The 783-nt window shown below is 68.5% G+C and carries 1 pseudogene; it reads right to left on the reverse strand.

Features of this window, described 5'->3' with window-relative positions:
* Positions 1–783 (reverse strand): annotated as a pseudogene (locus EN780_RS35895) (translocation/assembly module TamB); the annotation flags it as partial.

Raw genomic sequence — 783 nt, forward strand, 5'->3', positions numbered from 1 at the left:
TCCCCGATGTCACGCTGTCGGCCTTGATCGTACCCGAGATCGCCGGGCTCTTGAGATAGTTGGCGATCAGCGCGTTGACCGTGATCGTCTTCGCCGCCACGTCGCCGCGCGCGATCGAGCCGCTGGCGGCGTTGATGGTGACGGTCGGCGCCTCGCCTTCCTTGGCGAGGACGATGGTGCCATTGATGTCGCCGGTCACCGTTTGACCGCCAAGCGCCGCCAGCGCTGCAATGTCGGGCACCGCCAGCGTCAGCGTTCCTTGCGGCAGCAAATGATCATCCAGCGCAAGGTCGCCGGAGACCTTGTTGTCGCCGAGCGCCAGGCTGAGCCCCTTGATCGAGCGTTTGCCCTCGCTGGTCACCAGCGACGCCCTTATGTCCAGCGCCTGCTCCTCGACGGCGCCGGTAAGCGCGATGTCGGCCTGGGGGCTGGCGATATCGGCCTTGCCCTTCGCCGAAAGCTTGACATCCTTCACCGTGCGCCCGGCCGCCGTCAGGCTGGCGCTGTCGGCCGAGACCGAAAAGTCCGGGGCAAAGCGCGGACCGCTCGCGGTCAGGGTGAAATTGATCCCGCCGGCGAGTGGCGTGCCGGCCAGCGGCGACAGCGTCGAGACGTCGCCCAGCGTTCCCTTGACGTCGGCCTGGATGTCCGAGCCTTGCGCGCTGGCGGTGCCGCTGGCGCTGAGCGAGCCGGAGGTCAGCGACAGCGAATTGGCGGCAAACGCCCCTTGCGGATCGCGGGTGGCGGCCGCCGAGAACGTGACGCGCTCGCCCAGCACCGAGC

The organism is Mesorhizobium sp. M4B.F.Ca.ET.089.01.1.1 (assembly GCF_004022605.1).
GTDB classification, from domain to species: Bacteria; Pseudomonadota; Alphaproteobacteria; order Rhizobiales; family Rhizobiaceae; genus Mesorhizobium; species Mesorhizobium abyssinicae.